This is a genomic window from Methylocystis rosea SV97, from assembly GCF_000372845.1.
Taxonomy (GTDB): domain Bacteria; phylum Pseudomonadota; class Alphaproteobacteria; order Rhizobiales; family Beijerinckiaceae; genus Methylocystis; species Methylocystis rosea.
The window spans coordinates 3,114,562-3,136,197 of record NZ_KB889963.1 but is presented as its reverse complement, the minus strand read 5'-3'; the positions used below and the strand labels follow the sequence as shown (position 1 = coordinate 3,136,197).

General features: G+C 63.9%; 16 protein-coding genes and 1 tRNA gene. 3 read left to right on the top strand and 14 right to left on the bottom strand.

What is annotated here, in order from left to right; translation table 11 throughout:
- Nucleotides 1–7 precede the first annotated feature (7 nt).
- The 4 genes from A3OO_RS0116545 to A3OO_RS0116520 all read right to left on the bottom strand — a co-directional run bounded on the left by A3OO_RS0116545 (nucleotide 8) and on the right by A3OO_RS0116520 (nucleotide 5,734).
- Nucleotides 8–448, bottom strand: coding sequence for a DUF1036 domain-containing protein (locus tag A3OO_RS0116545; RefSeq protein WP_018408959.1), 441 nt, complete (start codon nucleotides 446–448; stop codon nucleotides 8–10).
- A 435-nt stretch (nucleotides 449–883) separates the two neighbouring features.
- Nucleotides 884–1,690, bottom strand: coding sequence for an enoyl-CoA hydratase (locus A3OO_RS0116535; RefSeq protein WP_026223078.1), 807 nt, complete (start codon nucleotides 1,688–1,690; stop codon nucleotides 884–886).
- 61 nt (nucleotides 1,691–1,751) lie between these two features.
- The gene (locus tag A3OO_RS0116530) at nucleotides 1,752–4,157 is read right to left on the bottom strand and encodes a penicillin-binding protein 1A (protein ID WP_018408956.1); all 2,406 of its coding nucleotides are present in this window, start codon (nucleotides 4,155–4,157) and stop codon (nucleotides 1,752–1,754) included.
- Between the two features lie 371 nt (nucleotides 4,158–4,528).
- The gene (locus tag A3OO_RS0116520; RefSeq protein ID WP_245257179.1) at nucleotides 4,529–5,734 is read right to left on the bottom strand and encodes an N-acetylmuramoyl-L-alanine amidase; all 1,206 of its coding nucleotides are present in this window, start codon (nucleotides 5,732–5,734) and stop codon (nucleotides 4,529–4,531) included.
- A 714-nt stretch (nucleotides 5,735–6,448) separates the two neighbouring features.
- Between A3OO_RS0116520 and A3OO_RS0116515 the strand changes: the two genes are divergently transcribed.
- Entirely contained in the window at nucleotides 6,449–9,457 is a 3,009-nt protein-coding gene (locus tag A3OO_RS0116515; RefSeq protein ID WP_018408953.1) for an Rne/Rng family ribonuclease, read from the top strand.
- On the opposite strand, the gene A3OO_RS0116510 is transcribed toward A3OO_RS0116515, so the two are convergent.
- The gene (locus tag A3OO_RS0116510) at nucleotides 9,454–10,617 is read right to left on the bottom strand and encodes a pyridoxal phosphate-dependent aminotransferase (RefSeq protein WP_026223077.1); all 1,164 of its coding nucleotides are present in this window, start codon (nucleotides 10,615–10,617) and stop codon (nucleotides 9,454–9,456) included. The genes A3OO_RS0116515 and A3OO_RS0116510 overlap by 4 nt on opposite strands.
- A 95-nt stretch (nucleotides 10,618–10,712) precedes the next feature.
- Between A3OO_RS0116510 and A3OO_RS0116505 the strand changes: the two genes are divergently transcribed.
- Nucleotides 10,713–11,054: an MmcQ/YjbR family DNA-binding protein gene (locus A3OO_RS0116505; protein WP_018408951.1), complete on the top strand. Its 342-nt coding sequence runs from the start codon at nucleotides 10,713–10,715 to the stop codon at nucleotides 11,052–11,054.
- On the top strand, nucleotides 11,042–12,328 hold the full coding sequence (locus A3OO_RS0116500) for an MgtC/SapB family protein (RefSeq protein WP_018408950.1): 1,287 nt from the start codon (nucleotides 11,042–11,044) through the stop codon (nucleotides 12,326–12,328). The genes A3OO_RS0116505 and A3OO_RS0116500 overlap by 13 nt, the downstream gene beginning before the upstream one ends.
- Here A3OO_RS0116500 and modC read toward each other — a convergent pair.
- From modC to lon, 9 genes are all read right to left on the bottom strand, one after another.
- Complete coding sequence (modC, locus tag A3OO_RS0116495; protein WP_156824849.1) at nucleotides 12,323–13,417, bottom strand: molybdenum ABC transporter ATP-binding protein; 1,095 nt, start codon at nucleotides 13,415–13,417, stop codon at nucleotides 12,323–12,325. The genes A3OO_RS0116500 and modC overlap by 6 nt on opposite strands.
- Nucleotides 13,410–14,084: a molybdate ABC transporter permease subunit gene (gene modB, locus A3OO_RS0116490; RefSeq protein ID WP_018408948.1), complete on the bottom strand. Its 675-nt coding sequence runs from the start codon at nucleotides 14,082–14,084 to the stop codon at nucleotides 13,410–13,412. The genes modC and modB overlap by 8 nt, the downstream gene beginning before the upstream one ends.
- Nucleotides 14,085–14,189: 105 nt before the next feature.
- Nucleotides 14,190–14,972, bottom strand: a complete 783-nt coding sequence (gene modA / locus A3OO_RS0116485) for a molybdate ABC transporter substrate-binding protein (protein WP_026223076.1) — start codon at nucleotides 14,970–14,972, stop codon at nucleotides 14,190–14,192.
- A gap of 81 nt (nucleotides 14,973–15,053) precedes the next feature.
- On the bottom strand, nucleotides 15,054–15,374 hold the full coding sequence (trxA, locus tag A3OO_RS0116480; protein WP_018408946.1) for a thioredoxin: 321 nt from the start codon (nucleotides 15,372–15,374) through the stop codon (nucleotides 15,054–15,056).
- Between the two features lie 560 nt (nucleotides 15,375–15,934).
- Entirely contained in the window at nucleotides 15,935–17,470 is a 1,536-nt protein-coding gene (locus A3OO_RS0116475; RefSeq protein ID WP_026223075.1) for an acyl-CoA carboxylase subunit beta, read from the bottom strand.
- A 41-nt stretch (nucleotides 17,471–17,511) separates the two neighbouring features.
- Nucleotides 17,512–18,180 (bottom strand): COG3904 family protein, encoded by a 669-nt coding sequence (locus A3OO_RS0116470; protein ID WP_018408945.1) that lies wholly within the window; start codon nucleotides 18,178–18,180, stop codon nucleotides 17,512–17,514.
- A 97-nt stretch (nucleotides 18,181–18,277) separates the two neighbouring features.
- A tRNA-Val gene (locus tag A3OO_RS0116465) sits at nucleotides 18,278–18,353 on the bottom strand.
- A 143-nt stretch (nucleotides 18,354–18,496) separates the two neighbouring features.
- Nucleotides 18,497–18,778 carry an HU family DNA-binding protein gene (locus A3OO_RS0116460; RefSeq protein ID WP_026223074.1) on the bottom strand — a complete coding sequence of 94 codons (282 nt, stop codon included), beginning with the start codon at nucleotides 18,776–18,778 and terminating at the stop codon, nucleotides 18,497–18,499.
- A gap of 277 nt (nucleotides 18,779–19,055) precedes the next feature.
- Nucleotides 19,056–21,479: an endopeptidase La gene (gene lon / locus A3OO_RS0116455; RefSeq protein WP_026223073.1), complete on the bottom strand. Its 2,424-nt coding sequence runs from the start codon at nucleotides 21,477–21,479 to the stop codon at nucleotides 19,056–19,058.
- Nucleotides 21,480–21,636 lie beyond the last annotated feature (157 nt).

The following is a 21,636-nucleotide window of genomic DNA, read 5'->3' as shown; positions in this document are numbered from 1 at the left end:
AAGAGCTTCAATCGATGCACACGCGTCCGCTGCTCGAGCGGCCGGTGAGGCTGTGCGTATGGTTGCCGCTGCCGCTCGTCACATGAACGAAGTTCTTCATCTGGCCACGGCGTCCAAACACGCAGCGCTTGGCGTTGCCGATCTTGAATGCGCCCGGGGTCGTGCAAAAAGCCGAGTCGCCGCGCCATTCCCTGCCGGCGCCATGGGCGTAAAAGAAGTAATTATGCGGATCGGACGTCTCGCTGCGCAAAACGACTCTTTCGCAGCCGCCGCAGGCGCGAAGCTTCCACCATCCCTCCGACGTGAATCCGCCGCTCGGACTCACCCAGGCGGACGCCACGGTGACTTGATCGGGCGTTCTGTTGCAGACGGTCAAATCCGCCTTCGCGGGCGGCGCAAAAGCGCAGGATGCGACGGCGAGCGCGATCGAAAGACGAAAAGCATTCATTTCACTCTCCAAAAAATTAGTTCTAAAAAACTCGCGATAAGTCATCGACGCCCGCCAAAGCAGCTGACGAGTATTTCGCGGCGGCGCTCGACGGTCAGCCTGCGCGCGCCGGGAAGGCGGCGAGCGTGAAGGCGATCGCGAGCGCAAGGAGCAGCGCCAGATGCAGGGCGCGATTGCGCAATCTGGACATTTTAGTCTTCCTTCAAAAATGACGCGCGCTGCGAAACAGGCTACGTGCGGCAAACATCATTTAAGATCGAAATAGCGTGCGGCGCCTCGTCCGGTTAGCTGAGAGAGGCGCAAGAAAGATCAGCGTCGCGGCGCAGCCGAGAGCTGCGCGCATGGCAAGTCGCCGCTCCCAACTCTACGAGCCTGCGGCTTTGCAAACTCGGTCGCTGGGTCAATCGCCATGAGCCGCGCGTTATCGGGAGTCGTTCAACTTTCGACCCATGTGGGCGCACGCTTCTCCAGAAAGGCCGCCACGCCCTCCTTGGCGTCTTCCGCCAGCATGTTCTCGACCATCACGGCGCTCGCCAGCTCATAGGCCTCACTGAGTGGCTTTTCACGCTGGGCGTAGAATGCCCTCTTGCCGAAGCGGATCGCCTGCGGGGATTTTTGCGCGATGAGACGCGCCAGCGCCAGCGCGCCGGTCCTTGCGCCATCGGTTGACATGCGGTTGACGAGGCCGATGCGCAGCGCCTCCTCGGCGCTGATGGGAACGCCCGTGAGCAGCATCTCCATCGCCTGCTTTGGCGCCACATTGCGCGAGAGCGCCACGGCCGGCGTCGAGCAGAAAAGACCGATGTTGACGCCCGGCGTGCAGAAGCGCGCGCGCGGGCCCGCAACGGCGAGATCGCAACTCGCGACGAGCTGGCAGCCGGCGGCCGTGGCCATCTCATCGACAGCCGCGACGACCGGCTGAGGCAGCGTCACGATTTTCTGCATCAACGCCGCGCAGGCGCGCATGGTCTTATCGAAGAAGGCGCGGCCTCGGTCGGGATCGTTGCGATGCGCCGTCAGCTCCTTGAGGTCGTGGCCGGCGCAGAAGGCGGGACCTTCCGCCTGCAGCACGACGACGCGAACGTCGTCGCTGCCGGCAAGCGCGTCGAGACTGCGCGCGAGGGCGTCGATCATCGCGAGCGAGAGAGCGTTGCGCGAGGCGGGGCTGTTCAGCGTCAGGGTCGCGACGCCAGCCGCGGTCTCCTGCGTCACGCGCGCGGTTGTTTCGGCGTCCAGGGTCATCGCTTCGAGCATATATGCCCCGGCGGCGGGAAACCAAAGGTCTCCGGCCGCCGTGCGCGATCTAGTAGAGGCCGCCGGTGCCGCTGCCGACCTGCTGATCCACGTCATGCGGCGTATCGAGCTGGCGCGGGCCGCCGCCGCCGGAGTACGAGTCGGGCGGCGCCGTCCCCGGCTTGAACGCTTCGAGAATCGTGCCGGCTCCCGACGAGCGCAGCCCGGAGTGCACATCGATGGAAATGAGCTTGATCCCCGGCGGCACGCGGAACGGCGTATCGGGCTTGTCCTTCAGAGCCACGGTCATGAAGTCGCGGAAGATCGGCGCGGCGAACTGCGCGGCCTGGGCGTGGCTGCCGAGCGAACGCGGCCGATCGTAGCCGATGAAGACGCCGACCGCGAGGTCAGGCGAGAAGCCGACGAACCAAAGATCTTTTGCGTCGTTTGTCGTGCCGGTCTTGCCGGCAAGGTGCTTGCCGACCGATCTGATCGAGACGCCGGTGCCGCGCTGGATCACGCCTTCCATGATCGAGGTGATCTGGTAGGCGGTGAGCGGATCGAGCACCTGTTCGCGCTTGTCGATGAGCTTCGGTTCGAGCTGATTCTCCCATTTGGCGGAGTCGCAGCCGATGCATTGACGCTCGTCATGTCGGTAGACCGTCTTGCCCCAGCGATCCTGAATGCGGTCGATCAGCGTGGGCTTAATGCGCTTGCCGCCATTCGCCAGCATCGAATAGCCGGTGACCATGCGGAGCAGCGTCGTTTCGCCGGCGCCGAGCGCCATGGAAAGATAGGGCGTCATCTCGTCATAGACGCCAAAGCGTTTGGCGTATTCGGCGATGAGCGGCATGCCGACGTCTTTCGCCAGACGCACCGTCATCATGTTTTTGGAATGCTCGATTCCGTAGCGCAGCGGATGCGCGCCGGTGCCGTGGCCGCCTTCGAAATTCTCTGGCGTCCAATAGGTGCCGTCCGCCTGCTGGATGGAAATCGGCTCGTCGAGGATGGACGACGACGGCGTATAGCCATTGTCGAGCGCCGTCGCATAGACAAAGGGCTTGAACGAGGACCCGGGCTGGCGCAACGCCTGAGTCGCGCGATTGAATGACGACTGGTCGAAGGAAAAGCCGCCGACCATGGAGAAGACGCGGCCCGTATGCGGGTCCATGGCCACCATCGCGCCGGAGATGTCGGGGATCTGGCGCAGACGATATTGGCCGGCGCGTCCCGCGAGCGGCTCGACGTAGATCACGTCGCCCGTCGTCAAGGCCGTTCGCGGCGTGCGGCCGCTCCAGCGCATGCCTTCGGCCGTGAGAAGGCCGGTCTCGCGTTCGCGCGCCACTTCGCCGAATTTCTCGCGTCCCGGCTGAAGGCCGATGCGCGCGGCGTCGCCGGTCACATCGAGCACGACGGCGAGGCGCCAGGGCTTGACGTCGCCAAGCGCCGGAATAGCGGCGAGCGTCACGCCCCAGTCGGAGGAGATGTCGATGTGGTTCATCGCGCCGCGGAAGCCATGCGCCTCGTCGTAGCGAACGAGACCGTCGGCCAGGGCCTTTCGCGTGAGGGCCTGCATCTTGGGGTCGAGCGTCGTGCGAACCGACAGCCCGCCCTCGTAGAGCTTCTTCTCGCTTTGTTGCTCCAGCAATTGACGGCGCACTTCTTCGGCGAAATAGCCGGCGACATAAGTGTTAGGCGAGAGAACGCGCGGATTGACGCCAAGCGGTTCGGCTTTCGCCTTCGCGCCTTCGTCGGCGGTCACATAGCCGTCGGCGATCAGTCGATCGATGACGTAGTTGCGACGCTCGAGGGCGCGCTCGCGATTCTGAAACGGATGATAATTGCTCGGCGCCTTGGGAAGCGCCGCGAGATAGGCCGCCTCGGCGAGCGTGAGCTCATTGACCGATTTGTTGAAATAATTGAGCGCCGCGGCTGCGACGCCGTAGTTTCCAAGGCCGAGATAGATCTCGTTGAGATAAAGCTCGAGAATCTTGTCCTTGGGATAGGCCGCTTCGATGCGGAAGGCGACGAGCGCTTCGCGAATCTTGCGTTCGATCGAGCGCTCGTTGCCGACGAGGAAGTTCTTGGCGACCTGCTGCGTGATGGTCGAGGCGCCTTGCACATGGCGACCGCCCTGGGCGAGCACCGTCACGGCGCGCATCACGCCTTCCGGATCGATGCCGACATGGTTGTAGAAATTCTTGTCTTCGGCGGAGATGAACGCCTGCTTCACCAGCTGCGGAATGGCGGAACTCGGCAGGAACAGGCGGCGTTCATGCGAATATTCGGCGAGGATCGAGCCGTCGCCGGCGTGCAGCCTTGTCGTCACTGGCGGCTCGTAGTCGCGCAACTGGGCTGTGTCGGGCAGATCCTTGGAAAAATAATAGATCAGCCCGGACCCGGCGATCGCTCCGATGAGGAAAACGATCGTCGCGGTCGCGAAGACGAAGCCCAAAAACCTTGCGAGCATTCGCATGAAAAATCACCCTTAGAGCGGCCGGCGGCTGGCGTCGGCTATTGTTTCAATGCCAAAGTCCGTGTCGCAACCGCGGGCGCCTGAGCCTGGTCGGCGCGCGACTCGTTCAGCTCAGATATAGTGAGCGATCGCACTTTTTGGGTCGCTTTCTTTCACAACGCCCGTTTGGATCATTCCACCGTTCGGCGAATTCCCGGCGCCGGCTCGCGGCGCCTTTGACTGCGAACGCCGCCGGTCACGAAATTGCCGCGACGCGAGAAGCGTTTATCCGCAAGTGTGTGACGCCGCGTCTGCGTTTCTCGTTCTTCGGCGGCTGCGACGCGCGGGCGATCGTGCGTCGCGACTGTCTCCATGTGCCGTGATTTTGTGTTTTATTGTGGGCGCGCCGCGCCCGAGGGCGCTTCGGCGGGGGCCCGCGCTTCACGGCTACGCGCGCTGATAAAGGCGTCAACAGCTTCGGCGGTTTTCTGCGCCGCGCGCTCGCGCCAGTCCTGGGACGTCAGCCGGGACAGATCCCTTTCGCTTGAAAGATATCCAAGTTCGAGCAGCACGGAGGGGACGTCAAAGGCTTTGAGCACAACGAAGCCCGCCGAACGGCTTGGATTTTTGTTGAGCGCCCCGACTTCCTTCCAGAATGAGATCAGCGAATGCGAAAACTGGCGACTGTAGCCGCGGGTCTCGCGCCGCGTGAGTTCGAACAATATGTCGCCAACCTCTTCGGCGTCCGCCTTGCTTTCAAGTCCGGCGGCCTGATCCGCGAGATTCTCCTTCTCGGCCATCCGCGCCGCTTCGGCGTCCGAGGCGCGCTCAGAGACCGTGTATACGGTCGCGCCCTCGACGCGAGATGCGGACAGCGTGTCCGCATGAACCGAGATAAACAGCGACGCGTTGTTTTCGCGACCGATTCGCACCCGCTCGCCGAGCGGGAGAAACATGTCGTGGTCGCGGGTTAAAAGCACGCGCGCGCGCCCGGTTTCCTGAATTTTGTCCTGCAGCGCGCGCGCGAACTCGAGCACGACGTCCTTTTCCATTTCGCCATGCTTGGAGGTTGCGCCCATATCGACCCCGCCATGGCCCGGGTCGATGACCACCATGGGCTTGTCCGTTGGCGCTTTGGCGGCCGTCGCTGGCAGTTTGGGCGGTTCTGCGGGCTGGAGGCGCGCCTGTTCGGCGACGGTCGAAGCGAAATGCCCGGCGCTGGTCGGGGCGAGTTCGATGACGAGCCGCGGTCCGCCGACGGCGACCTCGCTGTCCGCCTTGAGAATCTTGGCGGGCCCCGTGAGATCGATCACGACGCGCGAGCGTCCCGGCGCGAAGGTGCCATAACGATATGATTTTATGAGCTTGTCGCCGGGCGACAGGCCGGCGTTCGCCTCCATGCGGAAGAGCACTTCCGGCAAGTCGACGATGATGCGCGGCGGGTTCGACACGGGATGCGCGGTCACCGGCGGCAGGCCGGTGAGATCGAAGAGGAGGCGGGAACGATCGGGGAGCGCCTCGATACGCGCGGTCAGCGCAGAGATCTCCTTCCGTTGATCGTCGGCGGCGGCAGACCGCGTTAGCGGGCCCAGAGCCATGAGGAACGCGGCCGCCATTGCGATCAACGGTCGTGACGCCCCTGCGCGCAAAGCTGTCCTCCTCACCTGCGTCCCCAAATTCGCGCGGCGTTTCGATCCGGCGATTGGCATTGTGGCAAGAGCGCCGTTAACGCATCGTTAGCTTATCTGAAAGCCGTCCGTTGCGGGACCTTTCCCCATGAATTTTTCGGTGAATAGCCGAGCCGGCGCTTGCGCCGGCCTACTTCGACCGATATGTAAGGAGATAGCTGCGGAATTCTGCGGCGCGATATTTGCCGCAAAATGCGGCCGTCAAGTCGAGCCAACAGAATTTCGGACAGTTGCTTTCCGATACGCCGCCCCGTGCAGGTCGTGACGTTTGGTCGCCGCCACTTGGCGGTGCGAAAGGTTTTTTGACGATCTCATGGCCAGGACCGTGATAGGCGCGAGAGCAGTCGTTTCCTCCGTGTGGCTTGTCCGCGCGGGAGGGCGCAGCCTCGCAAAAAACATGTCCTCTTGGCTCGTTCGTCATTTCACGGGGACGAGGCGCGATGCGCTTTGTCCCGCCGGCTCGCAAGCCGGCAAGCGTATCGCAGGTCTCAGGCCTGTCTCCCTTATCCTCACAAGAAGCGTTCGCGCCGTCAGGATGCGCCAAAGAGCGGTCGCCGAGTCCCCTCGAGGACTCAGGCTTGCCCCGTCGGCGTTATTGCGCGCGACGCCGCAGAAGAGTCCCCCATGGCTAACAAGATGCTCATCGACGCCTCCCACCCGGAGGAGACCCGCGTAGTCGTTCTACGTGGAAGCCGCGTTCAGGAATTCGATTTCGAGGCTGCTGACAAAAAACCCCTGCGCGGCAACATTTATCTCGCGAAGGTCACGCGGGTTGAGCCGTCCCTTCAGGCCGCCTTCGTCGACTATGGGGGAAATCGTCACGGCTTTCTGGCCTTCGCCGAAATTCACCCTGACTACTATCAAATCCCCGTCGCCGACCGTCAGGCGCTGCTCGAGGAAGAGAGCCGCGCCCATCAGCAGGCCGACGAGGAAGAGCGCGTTCCGCATGGTCGCGGGCGTCGTTCGCGCCGCCGCCAACATGAGGGCGCCGAGAAGCGCGCGAGCGCCGACGAGGCTGTGACGAGCGAGCCCCTCGACGACGCGGGCGCTTCGCCGGTCGTCATTGAGGATCAGGCCGAAACAGCCTTCGCCGAATCGGGTGAGGAACGGTCTGAAGCCGCGCCGGATTTCGCGCGCCAAGCTGAGGCGCAAGAATATCTCGAAGCCCGGCCAGTGGCCGCGGAGACCGAATCGAGGGGTCAAGACGTCGAGGCGGAGGAGCCCGAGGCCGGGGACGCCGAATCCGCGGAGTTTCGGTCGGAGAGCACGGACGTTGAGGCCGAAGCGGGCGATCAGCCGATCGCTGCGGCGCAGCATGAGCAGATTTCCATCGATCCGGCCGGTTTCGGTTCGGTCGAGACCGGCGAAGCCGAGGAGTTTGCCCTCGAGGCGCCGGAGCCTGACCACGAACTGAAAGCGCGCCGCCAGGACGAGCGCGACGAGGCGCGTGAGCGCGCGCGCGAAGATGCTGAAGGCGAAACGGCTGAGGTCAGCGCCCGCGTCAACGCCCCGGCTGAGGAGCATGACGAGGAAGAGCACGACGACGAGGACGATCACGTCGAGCACATCGGCGGGGATGCGATGGACGAAGCGCCCTATCGCGCGCCGCGCTCCCGTCGCCAGTACAAGATTCAAGAGGTCATCAAGCGGCGGCAGGTGCTGCTCGTTCAGGTCGTCAAGGAAGAGCGCGGCAACAAGGGCGCCGCGCTCACGACCTATCTCTCGCTCGCCGGCCGTTATTCCGTGCTCATGCCCAACACCGCGCGCGGCGGGGGCATTTCGCGCAAGATCACGGACGGCGCGGATCGCAAGCGGTTGAAGGAGATCGTGCATGATCTCGAAGTGCCGGAGGGGATGGGCGTTATCCTGCGAACGGCGGGCGCGACGCGGACCAAGCAGGAGGTCAAGCGCGATTTCGAATATCTGCTGCGGCTGTGGGAGAGCGTGCGCGAATTGACCCTGCGCTCCGCGGCGCCGACCCTCGTCTATGAGGAAGGCTCGCTCATCAAGCGGGCGATTCGCGATCTTTATGGGCGCGACGTCGAGGAAGTGGTCGTTTCCGGCGAAGACGCTTATCGCGAGGCCAAAGACTTCATGCGCATGCTGATGCCGAGCCACGCCAAAAACGTGCGCCTGCATCGCGAGGCCTTTCCGATCTTCGCCGAAAGCGGCGTCGAGGCCCAACTCGACGCGATGTTCTCCAACCATGTCACGCTGAAATCCGGCGGCTATCTGGTCATCAACCAGACCGAGGCGCTGGTCGCGATTGACGTGAACTCGGGACGTTCGACGCGCGAGCACAATATCGAGGACACGGCGCTTCGCACCAATCTCGAAGCCGCGGACGAAGTGGCGCGGCAGTTGCGACTGCGCGATCTCGCCGGGCTGATCGTCGTCGACTTCATCGACATGGAGGAGAGTCGCAACAATCGCGCTGTTGAGCGACGCCTCAAGGACGCGCTGAAAAACGACCGCGCCCGCATTCAGGTCGGCCGCATCTCGCATTTCGGCTTGCTCGAAATGTCGCGCCAGCGCATCCGCGCGGGCGTCGTTGAAGGGTCGACAGTGCCATGTCCGCACTGCCTCGGCGCCGGTCATGTGCGCTCCACCGCTTCCGTCGCGCTGCACGTGCTGCGCGTGCTCGAAGAGGCGCTGGTCAAGAGCGCCGCGCATGACGTCACGCTGCGCACCCGCGCGGTGGTGGCGCTCTACATTCTCAACCAGAAGCGCACCCATTTGCAGGAGCTGGAGCGCCGCTTCGGCGTCCACATCACGGTGGCCGCCGACGATACGCTGACGGGCGCGACCTATCATGCGCTCGAGCGCGGAGAACTCGCGACCGGTCCGCGCGTTTCCCAGCGCGACGCGCCTCTGCGGGTCGATTCGCTGCGCGCCGAATCTCTTGAGGAGGAGGCGCCGGAAGACGTGATCGCTGGTGAAATCGTCGAGGTGGAAGAGGAAGCCGTCGAGTCGAACGGCGACCAGCGTGACGAGAACGGCGAACGATCGCGCTTCGGCGCGGAAGAAGACGCATCGCGCGGCCGTCGCCGTCGCCGTCGTCGAGGCCGTGGCGGCGGCGCACAGGGTGGCGAACCCTTGCCGCCCGGCGCCGAGCAGCCGTCCGACGAAGGTCTTGCGCTCATGGCGGCGATTGAGGGCGCGCCGGCGCCTGCCGAGGAGCGGCCTGACCGCCGCGGCGGCCGACGTGGCGGCAATCGCGGCCCGGATCGCGGTTCAGATCGCGGTCCTGGCCGTTGGCGGCGATCCGCGCCCTTGCCCGAGGAATTCAAAGACCCTTCCGCAGCCTTCGCGCTCGACGAGGGTGGTGGGGACGATCAGGCGCTGATTTCCCCGCCTGGGGCGCAGACGCCGGACTATCCGGAGACTTTGCCGGCGCCGCACCCGGTAAACGGCGCCGAGGTTGCGCCGCCCTCCCAGCCGCCCTTCCAAGAGCGCGCAAGCGAGCCGGTCGCCCCGATCGCTCCGCCTCAGGCGGCGGCGCCGACGCCCGAGCCCGCCCCACAGCCGGTCGCCTCGCGCGAGCCAACGGAAGTGGTCATTACCCAAGCGGACCCCGACCGCCCGAAGAAGGGCGGCTGGTGGCAGCGCGTGCGTACGCCTTTCGGAAGCTAGGACCGCAGCCAGGCTTCTAGGCGGGCGAGGCCTTCGCGCACGTCCGCCTCAGGCCCGGCGTAAGAGAGCCGCAGCTTTTTTGCGCCGCGGCTCGGATCAAAATCGAGGCCGGGGGTCGTCGCGACGCCGGCTTCGTGCAACATCCGCCGACAGAACCCGATCGAATCGTCGGTGAAGCGCGAAATGTCGGCGTAGATGTAGAAGGCGCCGTCGGGCGGCGCGAAATTGTCCAGTCCCACTTTGGGTAAGCGGTCTAGCAGAAGCGCCCGGTTTCGCGCATAGGCGGCGCGGTTCGCCTCGAGTTCGTCGCCCGCGTCGAAAGCGGCGAGCGCCGCCCGCTGCGACAGGGTCGGGGCGCAGATCGCCAGCGACTGCTGTAACCGCTCGAGCGGACGCATCAATTCGGGCGGCGCGACGAGCCACCCGAGCCGCCATCCGGTCATCGCGTAATATTTCGAGAAGGAATTGATGACGAGGGCGCGTTGCGAGAAGCGCAGCGCGGTCTCCGCGCGCATCTCATATTCGAGTCCGTGATAGATCTCGTCCGAGACGAAAACGATTTCGGCTTCGTCGCAGAAGGCGCAGATCCGCGCCAATTCATCGCGCGCGATCATCGCGCCGGTCGGATTGGCGGGACTCATAAAGAGCGCGCCGTGAAGCTTCCTGTCGCGATGGGCCGCTTCGAGCATCGCCGCCGTGGGCGCAAAGCGCGTCTCTTCACCGATGTCGACCAGGACCGGCTCCAGGCCAAGCGCGGAAAGTATGTTCGCGTAGGCCGGATAGCCAGGCGCGGTGACGGCGATCCTTGCTCCCGGATCGAACGCGGCGAGAAAGGCGAGCAGAAAGCCGCCGGATGAGCCTGTCGTGGCGATGACGCGGTCGGGCGTGACCTCGACGCCATAGCGTTCGCGATAGTGGCGCGCGATGCGGGCGCGCAGCGGCGCGTCGCCGAGCGCTTCGCCATAGCCGATCGAGCCGTGGGCAAGCGACTCGGCGGCGGCCTCGCGCACGCGGCGCGGCGCGGCGACTCCGGGTTCGCCAAGCTCCAAATGGATGATGCTGCGGCCGGCGCGCTCCAAGGCCTTCGCGTCACGCAGCACGTCCATCGCCATGAAGGGCGCGATATTGGAGCGGCGGGACGGGGGTAGGGGTACGTTCATGCAAGCCTTCTATTGCCAATCTCGACAGGGCGCACGCTTTTGGCGCCGCGCGCCATATTATCGGGGCGGGCATCGCCGCCGTTCACGGAGCAGAGATGGCCAGCAGCCATGATTTCCGGCGCATCGCACTGTCTCTCGAGGGAACGCGCGAAGCGCCGCATTTCGACAGAACCGCATTTAAAGTCGCGTGCATCTACGCCACTCTGGCGGCCGACGGACTGACGGCGAATGTGAAATTCACGCCCGAAGAACAGGCGTTCAAATCCATGATGGCGCCGCAAGCCTTTGCGCCGGTTCCCAACGCCTGGGGTCGGCAGGGATGGACGACGATTCTGCTCGAGGCGATTGATGTCTCGGAGCTGCGCGATGCGCTTGAAACGGCTTGGCGCCACGCCACAAAGACAACGACCACAAAGAAAAACAAATGTACGAATTAAGCGCCGCCGAGCTGATTCAGAGACTGTCGATCGCCCTGGCGATCGGCCTTCTCATCGGTCTCGAACGAGGCTGGACGTCACGCGACGAGTCGGAAGGCGAGCGCGCCGCCGGTCTTCGCACGCATGGTCTTGCCGGACTGCTCGGCGGCGTATGGGGCGCCATCGTTCAGCCTTATGGCGGCGTCGGCGTCGTCGCTTTGGCGATCGCGCTTGTCTTCATCGGCGCGTTGATCGGCGTCTATCGCTATCGCGAAAATGTCCATGATGAGACCTTTGGCGCGACGACCGTCGTCGCGGCGTCGCTTGCCTTTTCGCTCGGCGCCTTCGCCGTGATTGGCGACATACAGGCCGCGGCCGCGGCGGCGGTCGCGACGACGGCGATCCTGGCGCTCAAAGCTTTTCTCCACGGCCTCGTCAAGCGCATCACCTGGGACGAGCTGCGCTCCGGGCTGGCGTTGCTCGCGATGAGCTTCATCCTGCTGCCCGTTCTGCCCAATCGCGCCATTGACCCGTGGCAAGCGGTGAACCCTTTCGAATTGTGGCTGATGACCGTGCTGATTGGCGTGATTTCCTTCGCGGGCTACGTCGCCGTTCGAATCATCGGCTACCGCCGCGGCGTCGCCGTCGCCGGCATGGCGGGAGGATTGGCGTCATCGACGGCCGCGACGGCGGCGATGTCGCGGCTGGCGCGGGAACATCCCTCGCAGATTGGCGCTTCGGCGGCGGGCGCCATCTTCGCCAATGCGGTGATGGCGCCGCGAATCATCGCCGTCATCGCGGTCATCAATCCGACGCTCGCGTGGCGCTTGGCGCCGCCGGTCGTTGCGGGCGGCGTGCTCTTCGCGCTTGCCGGTGTCTTTCTCCTGCGACGAAGCGAGCGGCCTGCAGAATCGAGCGGCTTTTCTGTTGGCAATCCGCTGGATCTGATGGCGGTGCTGAAATTCGGCGCGCTCCTCGCGACCGTGATGATCCTCTCGCGGCTCGCGACTCATTTCGCCGGAAGCGCCGGCGCCTATGCGCTCGCGGCCATCTCCGGCATCGTCGACGTTGACGCGATCGGGCTGACCATGGCGCGGCTCGGCGCAACCGAGATCGGCGTAAAGGCCGCGGCGGGAGCGGTGCTGCTGGCGCTGCTGTCGAATACGGCGTCGAAAGTCGTGATGGGCTGGGTTATCGGCGGCGCCGTGATGGGCCAAAGACTCGCCGCGGCTTCCGCTCTCGCCGTCGCAGGGGCGATCGCGGCGTCGTGGCTGGCGGACGTCGCTGGCCTATAGACCGCGCTCGTCGAGAGCGACCGATTTCACCAGGGCGAATACGTCTGCGCCGACGGTCAGCCGCAACTCGTCGAGCGCGAGCCGCGTGATCGCGGAGACAAGACGGTCGCCGCCGATGAGCGTCAGCGTGACGAAGGCGAGGGCGCTCTCGGTCGCATCGATCTTCTCGATGCGTCCGCGCAAGATCGTGCGCACGCTGGTGTCGCGGGGTTCGGACATCGCAAGCGCAACGTCTGTCGCGCGCATGACGACGCGCGCCTCGCGCTGCGTCGCCAGACGCGCAGCGATCAAGATCTCGCCCGCCGGATGGGCGAGCCGCGTGACGCCGTAAGCGTCGTCGACGGCGACGACGCGCGCTTTGAGCGCGTTGACCACGCCGAATCGGCCGCCTTCGACAAGACGGCTCGCGCTCGGCAGCACGTCGAGCGGCGCGCCGCGCGCGACGACGCGACCGCGATCGAGCACGACGGCCTCGTCGGCGATGCGCGTGACTTCTTCCGGCGCATGGCTGACGTAGATGATCGGGATGTCGAGTTCGTCGCGCAGCCGTTCGAGATAGGGCAACACGTCGAGACGGCGCGCCACGTCGAGCGACGCCAGCGGCTCATCCATCAGCAGCAGTTGCGGACGCGTCAGCAGGGCGCGGGCGATCGCGACTCTCTGTCGCTCGCCGCCGGAAAGCGTATCCGGCCAGCGCTCCGCCAGAGCGGCGATGTCGAGCATTTCGCAGAGCGCCTCGCGGCCTGCGTCGGCCGCCGTGACGCGCGCGCGAGTCATTCCATAGTCGAGATTTCCTTTGACGGTGAGATGGGAAAACAGACTCGCATCTTGAAACACCATGCCGAGCGCGCGGCGATGCGTCGGCACGAAGACGCCATGCGCCTCGTCTTGCCAGACGTCGCCGCCGATCTTGAGAAGCCCGTCGGGGGCGCGCGCCAGCCCCGCCATGCAGCGCAGGGCGGTCGACTTGCCTGAGCCGGAAGGGCCAAAAAGCGCCGTGACGCCGCGTCCCGGCAGCTCGAGGTCAACGTCGAGCGCGAAGCCGGGATAGGCGAGGCGGAAACGCGCGGCGATGGCGCCGTCAGCCATTGCGGCCGTTCCGTCGGCGCCCATAGAGCGCGAGGAGAACGCAGAAACTGAACAGCAGCATACCCCCCGCGAGCCAATGTGCGCGCTCGTAGTTCATCGACTCGACCTGGTCATAGATCAGAACCGACACCACGCGCGTCTTGTCCGGAATGGCGCCGCCGATCATCAGAACGACGCCAAATTCACCGACCGTATGCGCAAAACCGAGGATCGCCGCGGTGACGAGACCGGGCCGCGCGAGCGGCAGCGCCACCGTGAAGAAAGCGTCCAGCGGGCTCGCGCGCAAGGTGGCGGCGGCCTCCAGCGGACGATCGCCCATCGCCTCGAAGGCGTTCTGAATCGGCTGCACCACGAAAGGCAGCGAATAAAAAAGCGACGCCACGACGAGGCCGGCGAAGGTGAAAGGCAAGGGCGCGACGCCGAGGAACGCCGTGAGCCTGCCCAGGGGTCCATGCGGGCCCATGGTCAGCAGCAGGTAGAAGCCCAGCACCGTCGGCGGCAGAACCAGCGGCAGCGCCACGACCGCGCCCAATGGACCCTTGATCCAGGAGTGCGTGCGCGCCAGCCACCACGCCAGTGGCGCGCCAATGAGGAGCAGCAGAAAGGTGACGATCGTCGCGAGCTTGAGCGTCAGCCAGATCGCCGCGAAATCTTCAGATGTCGGCATACAAGACCTGCCGCCGAGCGGCGGCGGTGAGGTTAAGACAGGCGGAGGACTGTCAACGTCCGCCTGTTCCACATTTTAGCGGATACGTGCACGGGCGAAACGGGCCTACCGCGCGGCCTGGCCGGGGGGCGCGAAGCCAAACTTTATCATGATCGCCTGCGACTGTCCGGTTTTGAGATAATCGAGAAAGGTTTTCGCCAAAGGTTTGTCGGCGCCCTGGCGCGTCACGACATAGGCCTGTTCGAGTCGTGAATGCAGCGTCTCTGGAATCAGAGAATAGCCGCCTCTGTCGGCGACCTCTTTGCTCAAAGCGATCGAAAGAGCGGTCATCGCGACATCGGCGGCGCCGGTCTCGGCGTATTGCGTCGCCTGCGAGATGTTCTCGCCGAACACAAGCTTGTCCTTCACCTTGTCCCAAAGGCCGGCGGCGCGCAGCACTTGTTCCGCGCATCTGCCGTAAGGCGCATGCGCCGGATTGGCGATCGCGATCTTGCCGATCTTGGGATCGGCGAGATCCTCCAGGCGCAATTTTGTCGCGTCCCGCGTCGCGCTCCACAAAACGATCCTGCCGACCGCGTAGGGCGTGGGCTCGGTCGCCGCGAAGCCGTCCTTGCGCAGCGCGCGCGCATAGGCGATGTCGGCCGAAAAGAAAATGTCGAAGGGCGCGCCCTCGCGGATCTGCGTCTGCAGCTTGCCGGAAGAGCCGTAAACAACGTCGACCTTGTCGCCCTTATGGGCGGATTGAAAGTTGGAGACGATTTCCTGCAACACGAATTTGAGATCGGATGCCGCCGCGATGGTGATTTCGCTGGCTGCCGCCGCGCGGAGCGGCGCGAGCGTCAAAACAATCAGGCAACAGACGGCGATAAAATCGTGTAGTCGGCGCATCTATGCAACTCCCGAGGTTTGATGGCTCGAGAGCATGCCTGTTGCGATGCGCCGGCCGCTGGACCCAACTGCAAGAATCGTTCACACGGCTGCAGCGATCCACCGCGACAATTCGCCCTTGGGCGCGGCGCCGACCTTTTGTGCGGCGGCCTTGCCGTCCTTGAACAGAATAAGCGTCGGAATCGATCGGATGCCGAGCTTGCTCGCCACGGCGGGGTTTTCGTCGATGTTGAGCTTGACGACTTTGATCTTGCCCTTCATCTCCGCGGCGATCTCCTCCAGCGCCGGGGCGATCATGCGGCAGGGACCGCACCATTCCGCCCAAAAATCGACAACAACCGGCTCGGCGGATTTGAGCACTTCCTGTTCGAAAGTGGCGTCAGTGATTTTCTGCGTGGTCATGGCCGGCCTTCCATTGGGCTTTTCGTTAGACGTGCGCGGAACGTAGGAAGCGCGTCATCGCCCGTCAAGGCGACGTCCCAAGCAGATCCAGTTCAGACCGATCGGAATCATTCTTCGACGATAGCGATTCATCAGGCGAATGTGTCGCGCGTCGATAAAAACACAAAGAGCGGGAATGGCGTCCCGCCGCTCCCCGCTCTTTGGTACCCCGTCCTTTACCAAACTGAAACGCCAAGCTCCGAAGTCTTAAGTCGCTCCGATAGCCCGTTCGCGCCGGCTCATCTTGCGAGCCCCGGCGAACTGCGTTCTGTTCGGCGTCCTCCCCGACTTGGACCGTAGCTGGGCCTAATTCCTGCGACGCATTCGACGCTTAGGCTTTTACCCCAACCAACCTGGCGAGCGAACACTAGGACAAAACGGGCGGACTGTCACTTGAAAAATGTGCAGTCTGACGAATTTTGTGATCGGGCGCCGCTGAATTAGGCGGATTACGCGGACCCAGCCTCAACGGCGCAACGCCATCACGTTTGCGACGGCGCCGCGCTCGCTATTGCGCCGCGTTACAAGGGAATGTTGTCGTGCTTCTTCCAAGGATTCTCCAATTCCTTGTGGCGAAGCAGCGCAAGCGCACGAGCGATTCGTTTGCGGGTCGAACGCGGCGTAATCACTTCGTCGATATAACCGCGCTCCGCCGCGACAAATGGCGACAAGAAGCGATCTTCATACTCCTTGGTGCGCTGAGCGATCTTCTCCGGATCGCCGAGATCGGCGCGGAAGATGATTTCGACGGCGCCCTTTGCGCCCATGACGGCGATCTGCGCCGACGGCCAGGCGTAGTTGACGTCGCCGCGAAGATGTTTTGACGCCATAACGTCATAGGCGCCGCCAAACGCCTTTCGCGTGATGACCGTCACTTTCGGCACCGTCGCTTCGGCATATGCGAACAGCAGTTTCGCGCCATGCTTGATCAGGCCGCCATATTCCTGCGCCGTGCCGGGTAGAAATCCCGGCACGTCGACAAAGGTGACGATCGGAATGTTGAAGCAGTCGCAAAAACGCACGAAACGCGCCGCCTTCTTGGAGGCGTCGATGTCGAGCACGCCGGCGAGCACGAGAGGCTGATTGGCGACGAAACCGACCGTGCGCCCTTCGATGCGGCCGAAGCCGATCACGATATTGCGCGCATGGGCATCTTGTATCTCGAAGAAGTCAGCCTCGTCGACAATCTTATGGATGAGCTCCTTGATGTCGTACGGCTTGTTCGGATTATCCGGAACAATTGTGTCGAGCGATTCGTCGAGCCGGTCCACCTCGTCGAAAGCGGGCCATTCCGGCGGCTCCTCCTGGTTGGAGGAGGGCAGGAAATCGATCAGCCTGCGCATCTGCAGGAGCGTTTCGACGTCGTTGTCGTATGCGCGATCGGCGATCGAGCTTTTGGTCGTATGCACCGAAGCGCCGCCGAGCTCTTCCGCCGTGACGGTCTCATTTGTCACCGTCTTCACGACATCGGGCCCGGTCACGAACATATAGCTCGTGTCGCGCACCATGAAGATGAAGTCGGTCATCGCCGGCGAGTACACGTCGCCGCCGGCGCAAGGGCCCATGATCACCGAGATTTGCGGAATGACGCCCGAGGCCATGACATTGCGCTGGAAGACTTCGCCATAGCCGCCGAGCGCCGCGACGCCTTCCTGAATGCGCGCGCCGCCTGCGTCGAACAGGCCGATGATCGGGGCGCGATTTTTCAGCGCCATATCCTGCAGCTTGGTGATCTTTTGCGCGTGAGTCTCCGACAGAGAGCCGCCGAAGACGGTGAAGTCCTTGGCGAAGACGAAGACGGCGCGGCCGTTGACCGTTCCCCAGCCGGTGACGACGCCGTCGCCGGAGATTTTCTCGCCCTGATCCATGCCGAAATCGGTGCAGCGATGCTGCACGAACATGTCGAATTCTTCGAACGAGCCGTGATCGAGCAGCAGTTCGATTCTCTCTCGCGCCGTGAGCTTGCCGCGGGCGTGCTGCGCTTCGATGCGCTTTTGGCCGCCGCCAAGCCTCGCGGACGCGCGCCGCCGTTCAAGCCCGTCGAAAATATGTTTCATGTGCTGCCCTGGTTGCTGATTATGGCTGTAATCCGGCGCGTCTAGAGCTTGCGCGACCCAAGCCGCCAACGAGCGATGTCGGCGCCGGTCAGCACGTAAAGCTTATCGGGCGACGTCCGCTCGGCGAGCTTCACGAGTTCGGTGCTCACGCCCATCATCGCCGCGTAGCGGGAAAGCGTCTGGAGCATGCCGCCATCGTCATAATTTCGCTCGCGCACGAGTCCGCCCTCGGCGATGTCGAAACTCGTCGAATAATTGAACATGCGGTGAATGCCGACGCTGCTCTGCGGCGGGATCACGCGCCTCCTGCCGCCCATCAGCGCATAGACGCAGGCCGAATAGCAGCGGCCCGATACGAGCGCCATCGTGCGAGATTGATCCGCCGCGGGACGGGCGACGATCACCGCCATCTCGAGCTTGCGGATGGCTTGGCCGAGCTCCATCGAGGCGACGACCTTTCCGCCAGGCGAGTCGAGCAGCACAATTCCGTGCAGATTGCCGCCGCGAGCATTTTCGCGCACGAAGGCGACGAAGGCGTCGGGCGTCTCTGGGCCGATTTCGCCTTGCGCCGCGATCACCTGTGGGCAGTTTGCGCCGCAGCCGCCGGAACTCACGCTGACGACGCGAAAGCTCATATCTTCGGCATGCGCGAAGGCGGGGACGAGGGCGGCGACGCAGAGCGCGATGAAAACGGTTTTGATCAATCTCATCCGGGCGGCCTTCTTTGTCCCAGCAAGCTAAAGCGAAATCCTGGGCTTTGGAACACCAATTCCCGTGGCGAGCCCTGTGCCGTCTCGAGGGCGCCAGTGGTGGGCGGTGACGGTCTCGAACCGCCGACCCTCTCGGTGTAAACGAGATGCTCTACCAACTGAGCTAACCGCCCTGACATGACTCGCGCCCGCCGGGTTTTAAGGGCGGGTGCGGCGGGAGGCAAGCCGGTTCAAAAACTACGGCCGCCGGAGCTCCGACGGCCGTCGTGCGAAGTTTCAAAAAGCGCCTGCGACGCCAGCGCCTCCGCGCCCTGAGCTACTTGGCTTTGTTGAGCGCGGTCTTCAGCGTCGCGCCGGGCTTGAAGCGGGCGCTCTTCGACGCGGGAATCTTGATTTCTTCGCCGGTCGCCGGATTGCGGCCTTTGCCGGCGGCGCGTTTCTTGACCGAAAAAGTGCCGAAGCCGACGAGGCGAACTTCGTCGCCCTTCTTGAGGGCCTTCGTGATGCCGTCGATGACGGCGTCGATGGCGGCGGCCGCCGCCGCTTTCGAGCTCTCCGTCTCGCTCGCGACGTGCTCAACGAGTTCCAATTTGTTCATGGCTTTTTCCTTCTCCTTCACTGCGAGCCGCCCGGCGTAAGAATGCGCGACCTCGAATCGGCATTGCGCAGCGATGGCGAGTGTTGGTCGCGAATCGCAGGAAAAGCAAGGCTTACCGGCCGCCAAAGGCCCGGAATCGCTGGTTTTCCGGGGGAAATGGCGGCTCCATCCAAAAATGCTCATACAATCTATGGGCTGCAGCGCGCACCAGCCGCCCAAAAGCAAAGAGCCCCGCTCTGGAGGAGCGGGGCTCTTGAGTGTGTTGTATGATCTGCGATCAGTGGGCGCGGACGCCGGTGCCGTCATCGTCGCCGACCGCGTGTTTAGCGATGGCGGCGGCGTCTTCCTGCCATTTGATCGGCGTCGGTTGGGAGATCAGCGCGTGCCGCAGCACATCTTCCATGCGCGCGACGGGCACGATTTCCAGGCGGTTCTTCACCGCGTCCGGGATTTCCGCCAAATCCTTGGCGTTCTCCTCTGGGATCAGCACTTTCTTCAAGCCGCCACGCAGCGCCGCGAGCAGCTTCTCCTTCAAGCCGCCGATCGGCAAGACGCGGCCGCGCAGCGTGATCTCGCCGGTCATGGCGATGTCGCGCCGGACGGGAATGCCGGTGATGATCGAGACGATGGCGGTCGCCATCGCCACGCCGGCCGACGGTCCGTCCTTGGGCGTCGCGCCTTCCGGCACGTGCACATGGAAGTCGCGTCGGTCGAAGACCGGCGGTTCGACGCCGAAGTCCACGGCGCGCGAGCGCACATAGGACGCCGCCGCGGAGATCGACTCCTTCATCACGTCGCGCAGATTGCCCGTCACGGTCATCTTGCCCTTGCCGGGCATCATGACGCCTTCGATCGTCAGCAGTTCGCCGCCGACCTCGGTCCAGGCCAGACCGGTCACGACGCCGACCTGATCTTCGAGTTCGGCCTCGCCATAGCGGAACTTCGGCACGCCAAGATAGTCGGCGAGATTCTCGCTCGTGACGACAATCTTCTCCTTCTTCTTGAGAAGGATTTCCTTTACCGCCTTGCGCGCGAGATTGGAGAGTTCGCGCTCCAGATTGCGCACGCCGGCTTCGCGCGTATAGCGGCGAATAAGGGTGAGCAGCCCGTCGTCGGCGATCATCCATTCGTCGGGCGAAAGGCCGTGCTTATGCACCGCACTGGGAATGAGATGCCTGCGCGCGATCTCGAGCTTCTCATCTTCCGTATAGCCGGCGATGCGAATGATCTCCATGCGGTCCATCAGCGGCGCCGGAATATTGAGCGTATTCGCCGTCGTCACGAACATGACATTCGAAAGGTCGTAGTCGACTTCGAGGTAATGGTCGTTGAACGACGCGTTCTGCTCCGGGTCCAGCACTTCGAGCAAGGCCGAGGACGGATCGCCGCGGAAGTCCATGCCCATCTTGTCAATCTCGTCCAAGAGAAAGAGCGGATTGGACGTCTTCGCCTTGCGCATCGACTGGATGATCTTGCCGGGCATCGAGCCGATGTAAGTGCGCCGATGACCGCGGATTTCCGCTTCGTCCCGCACGCCGCCCAGCGACATGCGCACGAAGTCGCGGCCCGTGGCCTTGGCGATGGACTTGCCGAGCGAGGTCTTGCCGACGCCGGGCGGGCCGACGAGGCACAGGATCGGTCCCGTCAGCTTGTTGGCGCGGCTCTGCACAGCGAGATATTCAAGGATGCGCTCCTTGACCTTCTCGAGGCCGAAGTGCTCGGCGTCGAGCACTTCCTCGGCCTGTCCGAGATCCCGCTTCACCTTGGAGCGCTTGCCCCACGGGATCGACAGGATCCAGTCAAGGTAGTTCCTCACGACGGTGGCTTCGGCGGACATCGGCGACATCTGCCGCAGCTTCTTGAACTCGGCCAAGGCCTTGTCGCGCGCTTCCTTTGAGAGCTTGGTGTTCTTGATGCGCTCCTCGAGCTCGGCGAGATCGTCCTTGCCGTCCTCGTCGCCCAGCTCCTTCTGGATCGCCTTCATCTGCTCGTTGAGATAATATTCGCGCTGCGTCTTCTCCATCTGGCGCTTGACGCGCGTGCGAATGCGCTTCTCGACCTGCAGGACCGAGATCTCGCTCTCCATCAGCGACAGACATTTTTCGAGGCGGCGCGCGACGCTGACCGTCTCAAGCACGTCCTGCTTCTCGGCGATCTTCACCGACAGGTGAGACGCGACCGTGTCGGCGAGCTTTGAATAGTCGTCGATCTGCGTCACCGCGCCGACGACCTCGGAAGAGACCCGCTTGTTGAGCTTTACATAGCTTTCGAATTCGGCGATCACCGACCGGCCGAGCGCTTCGACCTCGACCGGAGAGGCGAGATCGTCGGCGACGACTTCAGCGTCCGCTTCGTAATAATCGTCCGCGCGCGTGTATGTGCGAACGCTGGCGCGCGCCACGCCTTCGACCAGCACCTTCACCGTGCCGTCGGGCAGCTTCAGAAGCTGCAACACCGAGGCGAGCGTGCCGATCGGATAGATCGCGTCGGCCGAGGGATCGTCGTCGCCCGCATTCTTCTGCGTCGCGAGCAGAATGAGCCTGTCGGATTTCGTCACCTCTTCGAGCGCGCGAATGGATTTCTCCCGCGCGACGAAAAGAGGAACGATCATGTGCGGAAAGACGACAATGTCGCGCAGCGGCAGCACCGGATAGCTTTCGATGGTTCCGGGGGTGACGGCGTCTCGCTTTTCGTTCGACATTCTTTTTGTCCTGTCCTTGACGCGTCCCGCTAAAGCGGCGGCGCGAGACCGCAGGGCGATTTTTGGTTTCAGGCCGCGAATACGGTCGCCCGCCGATTTCGCGCCCATTAAAGACCGCCGGCGGATGCGCCCGACGGCCCCGTTAACGCAAATGGTT

Coding starts and splice junctions, on each gene's coding strand:
- A3OO_RS0116475 (WP_026223075.1), bottom strand. CDS start 17,470: ATGAAACATATTTTCGACGGGCTTGAACGGCGGCGCGCGTCCGCGAGG.
- A3OO_RS0116535 (WP_026223078.1), bottom strand. CDS start 1,690: ATGACCCTGGACGCCGAAACAACCGCGCGCGTGACGCAGGAGACCGCG.
- modB (WP_018408948.1), bottom strand. CDS start 14,084: ATGCCGACATCTGAAGATTTCGCGGCGATCTGGCTGACGCTCAAGCTC.
- A3OO_RS0116510 (WP_026223077.1), bottom strand. CDS start 10,617: ATGAACGTACCCCTACCCCCGTCCCGCCGCTCCAATATCGCGCCCTTC.
- trxA (WP_018408946.1), bottom strand. CDS start 15,374: ATGACCACGCAGAAAATCACTGACGCCACTTTCGAACAGGAAGTGCTC.
- A3OO_RS0116545 (WP_018408959.1), bottom strand. CDS start 448: ATGAATGCTTTTCGTCTTTCGATCGCGCTCGCCGTCGCATCCTGCGCT.
- A3OO_RS0116505 (WP_018408951.1), top strand. CDS start 10,713: ATGGCCAGCAGCCATGATTTCCGGCGCATCGCACTGTCTCTCGAGGGA.
- A3OO_RS0116530 (WP_018408956.1), bottom strand. CDS start 4,157: ATGCGAATGCTCGCAAGGTTTTTGGGCTTCGTCTTCGCGACCGCGACG.
- modC (WP_156824849.1), bottom strand. CDS start 13,417: ATGGCTGACGGCGCCATCGCCGCGCGTTTCCGCCTCGCCTATCCCGGC.
- A3OO_RS0116520 (WP_245257179.1), bottom strand. CDS start 5,734: ATGGCTCTGGGCCCGCTAACGCGGTCTGCCGCCGCCGACGATCAACGG.
- modA (WP_026223076.1), bottom strand. CDS start 14,972: ATGCGCCGACTACACGATTTTATCGCCGTCTGTTGCCTGATTGTTTTG.
- lon (WP_026223073.1), bottom strand. CDS start 21,479: ATGTCGAACGAAAAGCGAGACGCCGTCACCCCCGGAACCATCGAAAGC.
- A3OO_RS0116500 (WP_018408950.1), top strand. CDS start 11,042: ATGTACGAATTAAGCGCCGCCGAGCTGATTCAGAGACTGTCGATCGCC.
- A3OO_RS0116515 (WP_018408953.1), top strand. CDS start 6,449: ATGGCTAACAAGATGCTCATCGACGCCTCCCACCCGGAGGAGACCCGC.
- A3OO_RS0116460 (WP_026223074.1), bottom strand. CDS start 18,778: ATGAACAAATTGGAACTCGTTGAGCACGTCGCGAGCGAGACGGAGAGC.
- A3OO_RS0116470 (WP_018408945.1), bottom strand. CDS start 18,180: ATGAGATTGATCAAAACCGTTTTCATCGCGCTCTGCGTCGCCGCCCTC.